General features: G+C 65.8%; 11 protein-coding genes. 2 read left to right on the forward strand and 9 right to left on the reverse strand.

Going from position 1 to position 14,281, the window contains the following annotated elements:
- Positions 1-157 precede the first annotated feature (157 nt).
- Positions 158-820 carry an aspartate/glutamate racemase family protein gene (locus ACN9M2_RS12435; RefSeq protein WP_426287918.1) on the forward strand — a complete coding sequence of 221 codons (663 nt, stop codon included), beginning with the start codon at positions 158-160 and terminating at the stop codon, positions 818-820.
- Between the two features lie 6 nt (positions 821-826).
- Here the strand turns inward: ACN9M2_RS12435 and ACN9M2_RS12440 are convergent, their stop codons facing one another.
- On the reverse strand, positions 827-1,621 hold the full coding sequence (locus tag ACN9M2_RS12440; protein WP_426285034.1) for an ABC transporter permease: 795 nt from the start codon (positions 1,619-1,621) through the stop codon (positions 827-829).
- The gene (locus ACN9M2_RS12445; protein WP_426285035.1) at positions 1,618-2,229 is read right to left on the reverse strand and encodes an ABC transporter ATP-binding protein; all 612 of its coding nucleotides are present in this window, start codon (positions 2,227-2,229) and stop codon (positions 1,618-1,620) included. The genes ACN9M2_RS12440 and ACN9M2_RS12445 overlap by 4 nt, the downstream gene beginning before the upstream one ends.
- Positions 2,230-2,469: 240 nt before the next feature.
- On the opposite strand from ACN9M2_RS12445, the gene ACN9M2_RS12450 reads away from it, so the two are divergent.
- On the forward strand, positions 2,470-3,567 hold the full coding sequence (locus ACN9M2_RS12450) for a glycosyltransferase family 9 protein (protein ID WP_426285036.1): 1,098 nt from the start codon (positions 2,470-2,472) through the stop codon (positions 3,565-3,567).
- Here ACN9M2_RS12450 and ACN9M2_RS12455 read toward each other — a convergent pair.
- The 7 genes from ACN9M2_RS12455 to ACN9M2_RS12485 all read right to left on the reverse strand — a co-directional run bounded on the left by ACN9M2_RS12455 (position 3,549) and on the right by ACN9M2_RS12485 (position 14,270).
- Positions 3,549-4,160: a response regulator gene (locus ACN9M2_RS12455; protein WP_426285037.1), complete on the reverse strand. Its 612-nt coding sequence runs from the start codon at positions 4,158-4,160 to the stop codon at positions 3,549-3,551. The two genes, ACN9M2_RS12450 and ACN9M2_RS12455, sit on opposite strands and share 19 nt — an antisense overlap.
- A gap of 164 nt (positions 4,161-4,324) precedes the next feature.
- On the reverse strand, positions 4,325-5,497 hold the full coding sequence (locus tag ACN9M2_RS12460; RefSeq protein ID WP_426285038.1) for a CaiB/BaiF CoA transferase family protein: 1,173 nt from the start codon (positions 5,495-5,497) through the stop codon (positions 4,325-4,327).
- A gap of 96 nt (positions 5,498-5,593) precedes the next feature.
- Entirely contained in the window at positions 5,594-7,420 is a 1,827-nt protein-coding gene (locus ACN9M2_RS12465) for a glycoside hydrolase family 127 protein (RefSeq protein ID WP_426285039.1), read from the reverse strand.
- A complete protein-coding gene (locus tag ACN9M2_RS12470) occupies positions 7,417-9,582 on the reverse strand; it encodes a formylglycine-generating enzyme family protein (protein ID WP_426285040.1) in 2,166 nt (721 codons plus the stop codon). The genes ACN9M2_RS12465 and ACN9M2_RS12470 overlap by 4 nt, the downstream gene beginning before the upstream one ends.
- 20 nt (positions 9,583-9,602) lie before the next feature.
- Positions 9,603-10,871, reverse strand: a complete 1,269-nt coding sequence (locus ACN9M2_RS12475; protein ID WP_426285041.1) for a serine hydrolase domain-containing protein — start codon at positions 10,869-10,871, stop codon at positions 9,603-9,605.
- A complete protein-coding gene (locus ACN9M2_RS12480) occupies positions 10,868-13,120 on the reverse strand; it encodes a TonB-dependent receptor (protein ID WP_426285042.1) in 2,253 nt (750 codons plus the stop codon). Before ACN9M2_RS12480 ends, ACN9M2_RS12475 begins: the two co-directional genes overlap by 4 nt.
- Before the next feature lie 259 nt (positions 13,121-13,379).
- A complete protein-coding gene (locus ACN9M2_RS12485) occupies positions 13,380-14,270 on the reverse strand; it encodes a LysR family transcriptional regulator (RefSeq protein WP_426285043.1) in 891 nt (296 codons plus the stop codon).
- Positions 14,271-14,281 lie beyond the last annotated feature (11 nt).

Raw genomic sequence — 14,281 nt, forward strand, 5'->3', positions numbered from 1 at the left:
TGTGGAACGCATGATCGTAGTGTCCGACAGGAAGCCCACATGCGCTTGTGCAATTGGTCCCTCCTTGCACGCGCCACACCGGCCATCCTCTATGCTGGGCCGACGTCCACGGCACGCGCGGAGCATCGACTTGAAGACGATCGGCCTCATCGGCGGCATGAGCTGGGAATCCACCCTACCCTACTACCGGGCCATCAACGAAACGATCCGGGACCAGCTTGGCGGCTTGCATTCGGCACGGCTCCTGCTCTACAGCCTGGACTTCCATGAAATCGAACGCCTCCAGCACGCGGGCGACTGGCATGGTGCCGGCGAAGCCATGGCGACGGCGGCGCGTTCGCTGGAAGCCGGCGGCGCGGACTTCCTCGTGCTGTGCACGAACACCATGCACCGGGTGGCGGACGCGATCGAGCGCGCCACCCCATTGCCCTTGCTGCACATCGCCGACGCCACCGCCGACGCGCTCTCCGACCACGCGATCCGCCGCGTGGGCCTTCTCGGCACGCGCTTCACCATGGAGCAAGCGTTCTATCGCGACCGCCTGTCCGCTCGGGGGTTCGACGTGGTCGTGCCGGACGACGCCGACCGCGACGACGTGCACCGGATCATCTACGACGAACTGTGCCAGGGCATCATCCGCGACGAGTCCCGCGAACGTTACCGACAGGTGATGTCCCGGCTGGTGGACGACGGCGCCGAGGCGATCATCCTCGGTTGCACGGAGGTCGCCCTGCTGGTGGAGGGCGACGATGCCAGCGTGCCGCTGTTCGACACCGCCGCCATCCATGCGCGAGCCGCGGCACGCCACGCGCTCGCCTGACCAGCCTCAACGCGTCGCGAGCCGGTCGAGCCGGAGCCGGCCCCGGTGATCGGTCAATCGTGCTGCCGCGAGGTATACCGCCACCATCGACGCGAGACAGCTGCCGCCGGCGAGCAGGAACATCAGCAGGATCTGGTATTTCACCGCCTCCATCGGATCGAGCCCGGCGAGGATCTGGCCGGTCATGATGCCCGGCAGGGTCACGACACCGGCGGCGCTCATCTGGTTGACGATGGGAATCATGCTGCGGCGGATGGCATCCCGGCCCAGTTCGGCCGTGGCGGCGCGGTAGGTATCGCCGAGCATCAGCCGTGCCTCGATCGCCGATGCCTGCATGCCGACGCCATCGAGCACGCCACTGAAGGCGATGCTCGCCGAGTTGAGCACGTTGCCGAGGATGATGCCGGCCAATGGGATCGCGTACTGCGGTGAAAGCAACGGATGCGGACGAATGGCGGTCAGCAGCGCGAACAGGCACGTCAGCAAGGCCGGCGTGGCGACGCTGGCAAGGCTGATGAGAAAGCCGCCGTGTCGAAGACGATGCACGGGCCGCACCGCCGCTTCGCGCGCGGCCACCAGCACCATCGCGAAGATCACCAGCAGGGTCAGCCATGCTTCGCCCACGGCGAACACGTAGCGAAGCACGAAGCCCACCGCCACCAGCTGCACCACCATGCGCAACGCCGCCAGCAGCAACCCGCGATGCAGGCGCAAGCGGAAGACCAGCGAGATCACCGCGTCGAACAGGATCAGCGTCGACGCCACCGCGAGATCGTAGGGATGCAACGAGATCACGTTCATGCCGGGGTGAGCCTTCCCTGGTGCATGGTGAACGTCCGGTCGGCCATGCGCCGGGCCTGCATGGCGTCGTGCGTCACCATGACGATGCCGATGCCTTTCCCGCTGCACTCGACCAGCAAGGCTTCCACGGCCTCGGTCGCCGCGGGATCGAGCCCGCTTGTGGGCTCGTCGAGCAGGAGCACCTCGGGCCGCCGGGCCAATGCCCTTATCAGGGCCAGGCGTTGCCGTTCCCCGGTGGATAGCACGCGGACCTCACGTTTCATGATGTCGGGAGGAAGCAGGAGGCGCGCGGCCATCGCCACCGCCGTATCCATCATCGAAAGCTCGAAATGCCCGTCCACCGTGGGTGCCCACCAACCCGCCTGCGCGGGTACCAGCATCACGCGTCGGCGCCAGTCCGGCGCCGCTATCGTCTCGCGTGGCTCGCCAGCAAGGACGACCCTGCCTTCGCCGGGGTCGAGGTCCGCCAACAAGCGCAGCAGGAGCGATTTTCCCGCACCGGACACGCCCATGATCGCCAGCCGTTCACCCGTGGCAAGGTTGATGGACACCGGACCGACGCCGAATCCGTTCAGTTCCTCGACAGAAAGTAATTGCGACTCGGGCATCACGGTGCGTCGTGTTCCTGCGGATGGAGGTGCCGCGTCCGGGGCGCAGCATGGTGTGCGATGACGGCTTTCGCCAAACAGTCGCGGCCATGTTGCCATGGTGTTACCGGCCGCTTAGTTCATGCTTTGGACCGAAACGCACGCTGTAAGCACATCGTCATGAAACGGACAGCTGCATCTAAGCTGGCTTTGGCATCGTAGCGGGAACGCCCGGACCACGGGGCATGCACGAGACCCTTCATGTCGACGATCGTTTCAGCCAAGCGAGTAGAACCGGTCGTGGCGCGCACTCCGCTGCACGGTAAGGGCCACGCTTTCCGGCGCAGCGTCGTGGCATGGTTGCTACGGCACCTCTTGCCCGCACGGGATAACCTCGTGGGCCACGGGCAGCTGCCGCGCATCGGCATCCAGCGCATCCTGGTCTGCCGCCCGAATCACCGCCTGGGCAACACGGTGCTGCTCACGTCACTGATGGGCGAGATCGAGCGCCACTTTCCGGGCGCGGAAGTCGACGTGCTGGGTTCCGGCGAGGCGACCCGCAGCGTGCTCGGCGGCTTCGCCACGATCGGCGAGCTGTTCCTGCTGGACCGCCGCGCGTTGCGGCGCCCGTTGGCCACCGTACGGACGTTGCGCCGGCTCGCCAGCAAGCGCTACGACCTGGTCGTAGACGCGGCTTCGGGATCGTCCTCCGGACGTATCGCCGCCGGCATGGCGAAGGCGCGCTATCAATTGCGCGTGGAGGGAGGCGGAGGCGACGTGCCGGTACACTTCGCGGCACGGCCGGTGCATGCGCTTCGACGGGCGTTGGGTGAGGCAAGACTCGAACCCATACCCGCGCTCGACCTGCGGCTGACGGTTTCCGAACGCGAACGTGGCGCGGCCACACTGGAACGCGTCCTGCAAGGCACGCCTGCCAACGACGCTCCGACGCTGGCGATCTTCCCGAACGCGACGGGCCGCAAGCGACTCGATGCCACGTGGTGGCAAGCCTTCGTCGATGAACTCGTTCGTCGTGCGGGGCCGCTTCGCATCGTCGAACTGGTGGCGGCCGATGGCCAATCGCGCATCGGCAATGCCTATCCGACCTATTTCACCAGCGATCCACGCAAGCTCGCCGCGTTCATCGATGCCGCCGACATCTATGTGAGCGCCGATTGCGGCGTGATGCACCTGGCGGCGGCGACCCGGGCCACCACGATCGGCATCTTCGGCGCCACCGATCCCGACCGCTATGCGCCCTTCGGCGGACGCAACATGGGCTTCCGCAGCGATGAAGGCTGTCCGCTCGCCGCGGCGATACGAGTCGCCGCCCACCTGCGTCAGAGCGACGCCATGTAACCGAAACCGCGCACGGTACGGATCGCGCCGGGCCCCACTTTCCTTCGCAAGCCATGCACGAGGACTTCGAGCGCGTTCGGGCCAACCTCCGCGTCGCAACCGTAGATCGATGTCTCGATCACCTCGCGGCGGACGATGCGGCCCGCCCGTTCCACCCGCATCTGCAACAGGGAGAATTCACGACGGGTGAGTTCGATTCGCCGCCCCTCGTAGGTGACTTCCAGGGAACACAGGTTCATCGACAGGTCTCCCAGCTCGATAAGGTTATCGGCGAAACCGTTGGCGCGGCGAGCAAGGCAACGGACGCGTGCCGTGAGTTCATCCAGGTCGAAGGGCTTGACCAGGCAATCGTCGGCACCGGCGTCGAGAATGGCGATGCGTCTTTCGACTGCCTCGTGCGCCGTCGTGGCCAGCAGCGGCGTACGGATGCCGAGGCGACGGATCTGACGCACGATGTCCAGCCCGTCGTTCGTGGCCGCATCGATGTCGAACAAGGCCAGGTCGACATGGCGCAGTCGCAGCGCTTCCAGCAGTTCCGCGCCGCACCGGAGCCACGTCACCGTATACGTCATCTGCCCAAGCACGCGCGCCATGGCGGCACCGAGTGTCGGATCACCTTCGACGACAATAATATTTATGACAGCCTCCACCTGCGCTCACGGGCGAATCCCGGGTGCGGATGATCGCAGGTTGGAGGGCCGGGACGCGCACCGTCCCGGCAAAAATCACCAAGGCACGCCGCCGATGCCGCGCTGGTTCACCGCTCGAGCAGGTCTTCGTGCTGGTTCAGCGTCGGCGCGGCGAAAGGTTCCGGTGCCGGCGTGCGGCCGAAATGGATGGGATGATTCACCCCGCGATACCGGCCCACCACGGGATGTTCGAACGTGGCGACGAGGCCTTCCGCTGTCACCTGTGGATGATCGAACATGTCTTCGATGCGGCGTGCGGCGGCGCTTGGCACGGCGTCGCCGAAGATGGCCTCCCATTCGAGCGCGCTGTGCGCGGCGAGCGCGTCATGCAGCCGCGGCACGATCTCGTTGTGGTGCTCGGCCCGCTTGCGCACCGTGTCGTAGCGCTCGTCGTCATGCAAGGCCTGCAAGCCCGTGCGCTCGCACAAGGCCTTCCAGAAATGCGGTGTGTTGGCGGAAATATAGATATAGCCATCGCGCGTGGGATGGATGCCGGTGACGCCACCGGAACGCATGTCGCGGCCGATGTCCAACGACTCCCCTTCCGCCCATATCATCCGCGCGGACTGCATGGTGAGCGCGCTGCGCAACAGCGAGATGCCGACGTACTGGCCGAGGCCGCTGCGCTCGCGCTCATACAGAGCCGATGACACGCCCGCCGCCAGCAGCGCGGCTGCGTAGTAGTCCACGACCGATCCATAGATCACTTCCGGTGGGCCGTTGCGCTTGCCCTGCAAGGTGCACATCCCGGTCATCGTCTGCAAGACCTGGTCGTAGCCTGCCTTGTCTTTCATCGGGCCGGATTCACCGTAGCCGGTGACCGCGCAATAGATCAGGCGCGGATTGATCAGGTTGAGCCGCTCATGATCGATCGCCAGCCGTTTCGGCACGCCCGGCCTGAAGTTGTGCACGAGCACGTCCGCCTCGCGCACGAGGCGCAACAGCGCGGCGTGGTCGGATGGATGCTTCAGGTCGAGCACGATGCCGCGCTTGCTGCGGTTCACGCCGAGGAAGGCCCGGCTCTCGGCAGCCAGCGTCGATGGATACTGGCGCAGGTTGTCGCCACCGGGCGGTTCGATCTTGATGACGTCCGCGCCCTGGTCGGCAAGCAGCGTGCAGCCGTAGGGACCGGCGATATAGGCGCTCAGGTCCAGCACCTTCACGCCGGCGAGTGGGCCGGATGCTCGGCGGGGGGACGATGTCGACGTTTCCATGTTTGCCTCGGTATCCACAGTTGCCATGTCCCGTTTCCGCGAATCACTTTGCAGCAGGCGGGATGCCCGAAACAGCCCGCTCCGATATGTTCTGGCAGCAGAAAATATTGCTTGAAGGCGCAATCACTCCGCTGGCGCCAGGCCTAGCCACGTGAGCCGCCAGGCCCCGTCGTGGCGGCCTCCCGTGGCGAAATACGGCGTGAACCACAGCGGCGGCCGGTATCCGGGATCGAAGCGCAGCATGGGCGCGCCGTCTTCCCCCCGCTCACATACGAGCCAATCCTCCACCGGCCCTTCCGGCAGCTTCACCGTCTCGCTGGTCTTGAAACCGTCGACGCGTTCCGTGGCATAGACCAGCGGACCGCAGGTAAAACCGACGTAATCGAAGCGCAACACTTCCTGTCGCACCGCGCTGCCGTCGGGGGCACGCGATTCCTGCACGTTTCGGTTCGTCGCGTGATGCACCATGGGCCGGGCGGGAAAACGCGCCAGGATGCGATCGCCGGTGCGCCACTCGCGCTCGATCGTGGCGTAGCTTCCCGGCACGACCGCCGCGTCGGCTGCCACGCCGTTGACGAGCACGGCGGCACCCACCGCCCATGAAGGCACGCGAATTCGTAGCCTGAAATGCGCCTCGCGCTCCACCTCGAGTTCGATGCGCACGTCGTCGGGATACGGCCAGGCCGTGGCCTGCCGAAGCGTGACGCGCCCCGGGGCTTCCAGCGTGGCCGTCGATTCACCGGCACCAAAGAGATTGACATCGAGCGTCGCCGGATCGCGCACGCCCACGGCGATGTCGGGTAGTTCCTCGACGGCCATGGCGCCGCTGGACTTGCAGCAGCGCCAGTAGGTGGTATGCACTCGGCGGCCATTGGGAAACACGTAGTAGCACCAGTCCTCGCCATCGGGCGCCTGTGCGGCGAGGAGATCGTTGTAAGCGGAGCGCTCGATTTCCTCCGCGTAGCGTGCCTCGCCCGTGATCGCAAGCAGCTCGCGGTTGAGCTGGACCCAGGCCAGGGTCGAACAGGTCTCGACATAGCCCTCTGGGCTGAACGCGCCAGGGGCATTGAAGACCTCGCGCGAGCGGTATGCCACGCCGCCCCACGGCCCGCCACCGAGCGTGAGGTGATGGTCGCGGATACTGGTCCAGACGTTCTCCACCGCGCGCAACAGGTCGGCTTCGCCGGTGACGCGATGCAGCTTGGCCATGCCGACCATGTTCCAGGCCAGCTGATAAGCCTTGCCCGTGCCGATGAAGGCGGCATCGGTGCCGGCGAGGCTCTGTTTCAGCAGTGCGAGCGGCGGGTTCGCATCCGCTTGGGCGAGCACGCGCCGGGCCAGTTCGAGGTAGCGGGGATCGCCCGTGGCGAGATGCAGTTCCACGGCGGGATCGAGCAACACGGTCGCCGACATGCCGAAGTGATTGCCGAGATCCGTGATGTCGATGCCGCCTTCGGTCAGCGTGTGCAGGCACAGGTCGCCGATGCGCCGCGCGCTTTCGAGGTAGCGCTCGCCACCCCACTGACGGTGCACCTCGATGAGGCCGAGCATCAGGTAGGCGTGCGTCCAGATATCCCAGGTGCGTACGCTCGGTGCGCCATCCCAGCTCACCGGCTTCGGTGGTTGCGGGCGCATGAAGCGACGCGACGGTGCGTAGGTACCCAGGTAACCGTCGTCTTCCTGCACGGAGACGAGATAATCGGCCACGCGCAGCACGCTGATACGCAAGGCCGAGTCGCCGCTGCGCGCGGCGGCGCGCGACGCGGCCACCAGCCACTTGCCCGCATGCTCGCCATACCAGTCGCCTTCCTCGTTCGATGCACGGCGTTCCGGCGCGAACAAGGCGATCGCGGGGCTGGTTTCGTCGACGATGAAATGTGCCAGGCGGCCGCGCAGGTTCGCCGCCAGCGCATCGCCGAGAAGGCCATCCAGACGGGTACGCACCTTCATGCGGCGTCGACCACGCAGCGGAAGCCGATGCAGCCGGAGCGGTCCTTGCACGGGGCCATCAACAGGTACTTGCCATGCTGGTCGAGGCGATAGGCTTGCGGGAAGTACCAGTGTGAAGTCTGCGGCTGATAGGAACTGCCCCCGCGCAGGATCGCACTCCTCGTATGCTCGTCCTCGTATTCGTCCGTCCACTGCCAGATGTTGCCGACGAGGTCGAGCACGCCGAAGGGACTGGCCGCCGCGGGAAACGCGTCCACGTCCTCCGGCGCGCGCAACGTGCGCCCACGGTTCGGCATGGGTACAAGGTCGTCGCGCCAACCGTCGCCCCAGGGATAGCGCCGGCCATCGTTGCCCTGGGCGGCGTATTGCCACTCCCATTCGTGCGGCAGCCGCTTGCCGGCCCATGCGGCATACGCACGCGCATCCTCCAACGCCACCCAGGTGACGGGCTTGTTTTCCCAGCCGGCGGGCGGCTTGCCGTTGCGCCAGTGGTGGAGGAAATGGTGTTCATCGGCCGGTGCCCAGCCGCTTTCGGCGAGGAAGACGGCGAATTGCGCATTGGTGACCGGTGTGCGGTCGATGTGGAACGGCGCGATCGACATACGGTGGCGGTGGCCGCGGCGGGGGCTCGATTCCCAGGGATACTGGACATCGTTGCCTTCCCATGTTTGCCCTTCGATTTCGACGCCGCCGACGACGAAGTCGAACACGCCACCCGGCACCGGCACCATGCCGTGCGGCGGCATGGATTGCGGCAGGGTCCGGGCGATGGCGACCTGGCGTTGTGGCAGGCTGCGCCAGGTGGATGAAAGCGAAGCCAGTGGCGTGGCGGAAGCGGCATGCATGGTGGCGAGGAAGTCTTCGAGGCCATCGACGAAGGCGCCCTCACGCAATGCCAGCACCGCGCCGAAGCCGCTGCCTTCGAGGGCCATGCCCAGCACCGCCCTTCCCTCGTCCATGCGCGGTTTCAGTGCCACGCCATTCCACAAGTCGTAGTAGCGCGTTCCCTCGGCATGGGGAACGGCCAGTTGCTCGCCATCGACGATGTACTCGTTGCGATTGACGACCGTCCACACCGTATAGCCTTCCACCGGGAAGCGGCTGGCGAAGACGCCCGCTTGCAGGGTCCGTTCGTAGGGCCGCCAATCCATGCTCACCATCGCGGGGGCGAAGTGGCGTTCGATACGGGCAATACGTCGAAGCGATTCGGCATCGCGTGGCGTGAACTGGTTCCAGATACCCCAGACGTTTTCCCAGGCGTTGTAACCGATGCCGTTGAAGAAGATGTATTGCAGGTCGTGGTTGCGGTCGCGGCCCCAGCGGTTCTCGTAGTTGATCATGTGCCGCGGTTCGAGCCACTTGAACTTGGCCACGGGAGGAACGGTCTCGTTGGGCGCCTTCTTGCCCCAACTCTGCACGTTCCAGATCAACTGCTCCTCGGCACTGATCGTCGATTCCGGCTGCAGCACGACAGGACGGCCCACGGCGTCGCAGGCATCGAAGAAGGCACGCGGCACGCCGTTGTAGGTATCGCCGTTGACGCCATCGGCGCGCACCGCTTCGACCAGCCCGGCCATCGTCCGCCAATCGTTTTCTTCCGGCGGTCGGGTGCCGTGATCCCAGGGCATGGTGGGCAGGAATACGCGCACGCCTCGCCGATGGAAGTCATCCACCGCGGAACGCAGGCCTTCCAATCCGCCGGGAAGGTCGAAGGCGAGGTCGGTCTTGTTCCGGTCGTCGATGCCGATGTTCGGATAGACGAACCAGATCAGCACGCTATCGATGCCGCCGAAACGCGCCTCGAGATCGTCCAGGTATCGGTCGACCGTGTAGCGTCCCGCCACCGGATCGTAGAAGTAGCGGTCCTCGACCATCATCTGCGCGTGGACGAAGTTACGCTGCGCCCACTGCAACTCCGGACGGCGGTAGTTGGTGTCGTCGTAACCAATCCGCACGAGGTGCTCGCAGCGCCAGTCGGCCAGTTCGCGCACCCAGTCGTCCGCGCTGCCGTCGACATCCATCTTCCAGTGGCCGATTTCGGCGAACGGCCAGCCGGGCGCCTTGCCGGGCGTGGGGAGGTAGCGTCCCGTGGTGACATGGGAAAACTTGAACTCGTGGATCACCCGGGGGCTATCGTCACGGTCGTCAGGTGGTGGATTCATGGGCGGGGGCGGCGTGGGATTCATGGAAGGGCATGGTAGACGAGGTCGTAGAAGGGCCGCGCGAGGCGCGGAAGGTCCTTGACGCCATCGCCGCGAGGAATGTGTTGCAGCAGGAGGATCGCCATGAGGCGCTCGTGCGGGTCGATCGTGTACGTGGTGGAGGCGGCACCCATCCAGCCGTATTGGCCCACCGAACCCGGCTGGCCACGCCGGGCCGGGTCGATCACGACGTAACCGCCGATGCCGAAGCCCTCGCCCGCGTTGAACTGGGTGACCGGCGGATCGAGCATGCCCAGGTGGTTGCTCATCATCAGTTCCACCGTCTTCCTCCCCAGCAAGACACGATCGCCCGCGCGGCCTCCGTCGAGCAGCATCCCGGCGAAGCGGGCGAAATCGTCCGCCGTGGAGTAGAGGCCACCGGCCCCACTCGCATAGCGGTTCAGGGGCTCGCCGGGATGGCGGGCGCTGTAACTCGTGTCCAGCGCGAGCCGGCCATCGTCGCCCATGCGGGTCAGGTCCACGATCCGGCCGCGCTTGGCGGTCGCGACGGAGAACGCGGTATCGCGCATGCCCAGCGGAACGAAGATCCGCTCACTCAGGAAATCGGCGAAGGGCTTTTTCGCCACCACCTCGACCACCCGGGCGACGAGTTCCAGCGACGCCCCGTCGTAGCCGAAACGCGACCCGGGATCGGCGGCGAGCGGCACCCGGCTCATCCGTTCGGCGAAGCCGGCGAGATCGTTGGCGGCATGGGGATCGATACGTTCCATGGCCGCGACGGCGAGACGGTCGCCAGGCAACCCCGCGGGATACCCGGAGGTGTGCGTCAGCAGGTCGTGCAGGGTGACACGACGCGAGGCATCCCTGAGCCGGGGCACCTCGGCGCTGCCGCCTGTCATGACCCTGGGCGTGTCGAATCCAGACAGGAAATCCGACACCGGCTGGTCGAGCGATACCTTGCCCTCCTCCACCAGCATCATCAGTGCAACCGACGTCACCGTCTTGGTCATCGAGTAGATGCGGAAGATCGCGTCACGCCGCATCGGCCGGTGACGACCGAGGTCTTCGTAACCGTAGACCCCGACATCCACCACCTGCCCGTCGTGGACGATGAGGCTCACGCCGCCGAGATAACCGGTGCTCGATGTCGCGTCGCGCAGGAAGGCGTGCAGCGTTTCCAGCCGTGCCGGCGACCACGTCTCGCCCGCCCATGCCGGGGCACAGGCGATGAAGCAGGCCAGCAGGGCCGCCCAGACGGTGCGGCCCCCGTGGACACGCCATCGACTCACAACGTGATGGTGTAGGTGAGCGAGGTGACCCGGCCACGGCCGGCCCAGTAATTCTGGTAACCCGCCAGCTGCGACCAGCTGAGGATGTATTGCTTGTCGAGCAGGTTCTCGACACCGAGCGAGAGCTTGCCGTAACGCTCCAGGCTGTAGTTCACGCCCAGGTCCCACAAGGTATAGCCGTGTGTCCGCTCGTCGTAGCTGAAGGTCGCGCCGTCATAGGCACGCACGTCGTGGCCGGATACATGGCGGCCGAACAGCGAGGTGGCACCGAGGGTGGCATCGCCGCGCGAGGAATAGTTCCAGGTAACCGAATAGGCCAGTTTGTCCGGATTGATGTCGAGCACGCCCAGGGGCTTGTTCAGGCTGCCCGAACCGAATCGTCCGGCGGGGTCCGCCGACCAGAAGGCGGTGCGGCCGGTGATGTGCGAGTAGATCCCGTTCACTTTCCAGGCGTCGTTGAAGCGCCACTCGCCGGTCACTTCCGTGCCTTCGATGCGCACCGGCGCGCGCGAGAGGATGAAGTCGGTGGTGTGCGGGTCCACGGCGAGCGAGGAACCGAACGGCGACTTCGAGATGTAATGCGTCGCGCCGAACGCGCCGTTGTCACCGCGCCAGTTGAAGCCGAATTCGTTGTTCTTGTAGATGATCGGTTCGAGGTCGCGGATGCGGCTGACCGACTGGCCAGGCGTGCTGATGTTGCGCAGCGGGATGCCGATGTTCGGCAGCGTGAAACCTTCGCTGTACGAGGCGAACACCGACCATTCGTCGCCGATGCGCCAGATGCCGCCGATGTTGCGCAGGTTTTCCTTGTAGTTGAGCTTGCCGCCCTGCACGAACACGCGGTTGCGGTAATAGGTGGTGGTGTAGCTGTCGACCGTGAGGCGATCGCTTTCCCGGCGATAACCACCGCTGATCGTCAACGGCCCGATGTCGTAGGACAGCTGCGCATAAGGCGCCACGCTGTTGTAGATCATCGGCGGCACCCACAGGCGGCCGGTCAATGCCAGGCGCTGCTGCGCCTCGTCGCGCGCCACGTCGACGCCCGTATGCAGTTCCAGGCCGGTGACCAGGAAATCCGGGCGCGTCCACGAGGTGCGGATGCCGCGTTTCTTGGCCGTGATCTCGGACTGGTCGTACAAGGTGTTCAGTGGCGCGATCAGCGGGTCCTGCTTGTCCTCGGTGTTCTCGGGCAGGTAACGCATGGCCTGGTCGGCCTTGTACACGTTGATGTCCAGCGAACCACCCAGGACGTTCTTGTTGGTGTATTCGAGCGAGTACTGCTTGAAGTCGTTGAAGGCGTCCTTCGAGCCGAAGATGTGACCCTTCTCGGAGGTGTTCGTCCGCGGCACGTCGCACGGCGGGTTATCGGTCGGGCCGCGGCAGCCCAGCACCTGCACGTAGTCGCCCTTGCCCTGGATCTTGAACTTGCTGAAGGTCGCCTGGATGCGCTGGTCGTCGTTCTCGCCGAAGTTGTAACCGAGCTTGGCGAACAGGTTGCTCGACGTGGAATCGGCGAGCGAACCCGAGGTGTTCAGACCGATGCGCCGTCCGTTGCCGTCGTAGGTGATGCCACGGTCGATATACGACCCGGACAGCAGCACGTCGTAGCTTCCCTGCTTACGGGCGAAGGTCACGCCAGTCTTCCAGCCACCGCTGTCCGACTTGCCTTGGGTCTGGTAGCGCGTGGTGATCGTGGTCTCGTTGCCTTCCTTGGTCGGCGTCTTCGAGATGTAGTTGATGATGCCGCCCGCGGCGCCGATGCCTTCCGAGGCGGAGGGACCATTGATGACTTCCACGCGGCCGACGATGCCCATGTCGGTGAAGGTTCCGTTGCGCGTGCCTTCGCGCAGCGGCGAACCCTGGGGCACGCCGTCGAACAGGCGCAGCGGAATGCGGCCACGCAAGGTTTCGCCCGTATTGCTCATCGCCTGCGACGACTCGGCATAGCCGGGCACCGAGCGCGCCAGCACCGCTGTCGCGTCCTCGGTCACCAGCAGCGTATGCGCGATCTCCTCCTTGTTCACCACCGTGATCGCACCGGGAATCTCGTCGACCGCCTTCGGCGTGCGCGTGCCGGTGACGATCACCTGGTCGAGGTCGGTGGGCTCGGCTGGCTTGTCGGATTTCTTCTTCGTGGCCTTCGGTGCCTCGCCGGCGGAGGGGGCCGCGGCATCTTGCGCAAGCACGCTGGTGGCGAACAGGGAAACCAGCAGGATGCTGCCGATCGCGGCGGAAAGTGGTTTGATCATGTCGGGTCCGTGGATGCCGTTGGAACGGATCGCCCAGGCGGGCGAGTGCGGCGCAAGCGTCGATGACGACGCGCCTGACGGTAGCTGCTGTTGCGGTTGGCGACGCCCTCCCCGGCGCCCCAATGACCTGGGTTTCGTTGATGGCGAATCTATGCGCTTCGCCCTTGCCGAGAAACCGACGGCGGGTATGTTCAGAGACTAGTTTTTGTTGCTTACGAACCAAGCAAAACTATGCGGCGACGCAACATCGCCGACATCTTCACCGTGCAGGCGATGACGCCGACGCCATGGCCTTGCGGCCTTCCTGCAGCAACACCGTGACAAGGCGCACGCGCACGCTCGAGCGCGACCACACGATGCCGATGCGGCGGGGTTCCGATGGCATCGGCAACGGCAGGCGCACGAGGTCGAGTCCTTCCGGCCAGGGCTGTGCCCAGTCGGGCACCAGCGACACGCCCAGGCCACGGTCGACCATCACCGCGATCGCGTTCAACGCGTTCAATTCGAAGCGCTCGCGCGGCACGATGCCGTTCGCGCGCAGGTAGTCGTCCGCCTGGCGGCCACCCCACTGGTTACGGTCGTAGCGGATCAGGGGCTCGCTGGCGAGGAGGTCGTGCGGGTCACGCGCCGCCATGGAGCGCGGTGCCAGCACGACGAGAGGCTCCTCGCGCAGGAGTTGCCACTCGCACGTCTTGGGCAGCGGAAACGGTGCCTGCAAGACCACGGCCGCATCCAGGTCGCCCGCTTCCACGTCGCGATACAGGTCCACCGAGTAACCCGGCTTGATGAACACATTGATCCGGGGAAAGGTCTCCACCATGCGCGCGAGGATGTCCGGCAGCATGCCCGCCAGCGCGGTCGGGCATGCACCCAGGCGCAATTCGCCCGATACCCCGCTCTCGTTGGCGACGCTGCGCAGGTCGGCGACGTTGCGCAGCAGGTCGCGCGAACGCTGGAGGATGCGCGACCCTTCCTCGGTGACACTCACCGTGCGGCCGACGCGAGCGATCAGGGTGGCGCCGATCTCGCGTTCCAGCGTACGGATTTGCTGCGCCACGGCAGCTGGCGTGATGTTCAGCAGGCGCGCCGCCGCTGCCATGGAACCGTGGTCGGCCACGGTGATGAAGGTATGGAGGAACTGGGTTTCCACGGGATCTCGCC

The sequence above is a fragment of the Luteibacter sp. E-22 genome (assembly GCF_049913125.1).
Classification (GTDB): domain Bacteria; phylum Pseudomonadota; class Gammaproteobacteria; order Xanthomonadales; family Rhodanobacteraceae; genus Luteibacter.

Excerpts from the sequence above, each read along its gene's own strand:
- ACN9M2_RS12435 (WP_426287918.1), top strand. The coding sequence starts at position 158 with ATGAGCTGGGAATCCACCCTACCCTACTACCGGGCCATCAACGAAACG.
- ACN9M2_RS12440 (WP_426285034.1), bottom strand. The coding sequence starts at position 1,621 with ATGAACGTGATCTCGTTGCATCCCTACGATCTCGCGGTGGCGTCGACG.
- ACN9M2_RS12445 (WP_426285035.1), bottom strand. The coding sequence starts at position 2,229 with ATGCCCGAGTCGCAATTACTTTCTGTCGAGGAACTGAACGGATTCGGC.
- ACN9M2_RS12450 (WP_426285036.1), top strand. The coding sequence starts at position 2,470 with ATGTCGACGATCGTTTCAGCCAAGCGAGTAGAACCGGTCGTGGCGCGC.
- ACN9M2_RS12455 (WP_426285037.1), bottom strand. The coding sequence starts at position 4,160 with ATGGCGCGCGTGCTTGGGCAGATGACGTATACGGTGACGTGGCTCCGG.
- ACN9M2_RS12460 (WP_426285038.1), bottom strand. The coding sequence starts at position 5,497 with ATGGCAACTGTGGATACCGAGGCAAACATGGAAACGTCGACATCGTCC.
- ACN9M2_RS12465 (WP_426285039.1), bottom strand. The coding sequence starts at position 7,420 with ATGAAGGTGCGTACCCGTCTGGATGGCCTTCTCGGCGATGCGCTGGCG.
- ACN9M2_RS12470 (WP_426285040.1), bottom strand. The coding sequence starts at position 9,582 with ATGAATCCACCACCTGACGACCGTGACGATAGCCCCCGGGTGATCCAC.
- ACN9M2_RS12480 (WP_426285042.1), bottom strand. The coding sequence starts at position 13,120 with ATGATCAAACCACTTTCCGCCGCGATCGGCAGCATCCTGCTGGTTTCC.